This is a genomic window from Burkholderia sp. Ac-20392, assembly GCF_017104585.1.
In the GTDB taxonomy this organism is placed as follows: Bacteria; Pseudomonadota; Gammaproteobacteria; order Burkholderiales; family Burkholderiaceae; genus Burkholderia; species Burkholderia lata.
Map to the genome: position 1 here is coordinate 1 of NZ_JAAGPB010000994.1, position 1,149 is coordinate 1,149.

Below are 1,149 nucleotides of genomic sequence, written 5' to 3' on the forward strand. Positions count from 1 at the left end.
TACATAGCCGGCCACGCGCGGACTGACGGTCACGATGTCGGCGCGCACGTACGCATCGTCGGTGTGCTCGATGAAGCGTCCGACCGTCCACCAGCGCCAGCCGAACCCGGCCAGCGCGATGACGGTGATGAAGACGCCGGCGGCGATCCAGTGGCGCCGCGCGAAACGGGCGGATTTCTCGGGTACGGCTGTGGTGCTCATGATCGAAATCGGAATGGTTGAATGCGGGCGGATTGACGTGCGGATTCACGAACGGCCGGCTAGCGCTGCCAGCCGCCCCCCAGTGCCTTGAAGACGGCGACCTGATCGAGCGCGACCTGCTGCGTCGACGCGGCCAGCGCCGCATCGACCGCAACGAGGCTGCGCTGCGCGTCGAGCACGCCGAGAAAATCCAGCGCGCCCGCGTCGTAGTTCAGTTCGGCGAGCCGGTAAGCGCGTGCGTGCTCGGCACGCGCGGTGTCGAGCGCAGCCTTGTGGCGCCACTCGGCGCCATAGCGGGCGAGCGCCTGTTCGGTTTCCTTCAGCGCGCGCAGCACCTGCGCATCGAACGACGCGCGCGCGGCGGCATCGTCAGCGCGAGCCTGCGCGAGCTGCGCGCGGCTCGCCGCGAGATTCGGAAAGCGCCAGGTGATCAGCGGCCCGACGCCCCAAGCAATCGCGTACTTGTCGCCGAGCGACGACGGATCGCCGGTCGTCGACAGCCAGTTCACCGAACCGCCGAGCACGATCGACGGATACAGCTCGGCCGTCGCGACACCGACCCGCGCATTCGACGCGGCGAGCCGCCGCTCGCTTTCGCGCAAGTCGGGGCGGCGGCGGAGCAGCGCGGCGCCATCCCCGATCGGAAACGGTCGCGCCAGCACCGGCGTCGCATGGCAGCGTGCGGCCGCGTCGGGAATCGCGCCGGGCGCGTGCCCGGTCAGCACGGCCAGTTCAACCAACGCGGCGCGGCGCGCGCCTGTGAGCATCGGCAATTCGGCGCGCGTATCGTCGGCGAATGCGCGCGATCGCGCGACTTCCAGATCGGACACGAGGCCGTGCACACGTTGCCGGGCGGTCAGCGCGGCGAGGCGGTCGGCGATCGCGACCGAGCGCTCGGCCACGTCGATCCGCTCGCCGTATGCGCACGCCTGCGCGTAGGCGGCCGTC

Annotated in this window: 1 protein-coding gene and 1 pseudogene; both read right to left on the reverse strand. The window is 70.8% G+C overall.

Annotated features, from left to right (window positions below; all coding sequences use genetic code 11):
- Nucleotides 1-201, reverse strand: a pseudogene (locus tag G3N99_RS40350) (HlyD family secretion protein); the annotation flags it as partial.
- A gap of 59 nt (nucleotides 202-260) precedes the next feature.
- A partial coding sequence (locus G3N99_RS40355; protein ID WP_206125206.1) for a TolC family protein occupies nucleotides 261-1,149 on the reverse strand: 889 nt, incomplete at its 5' end.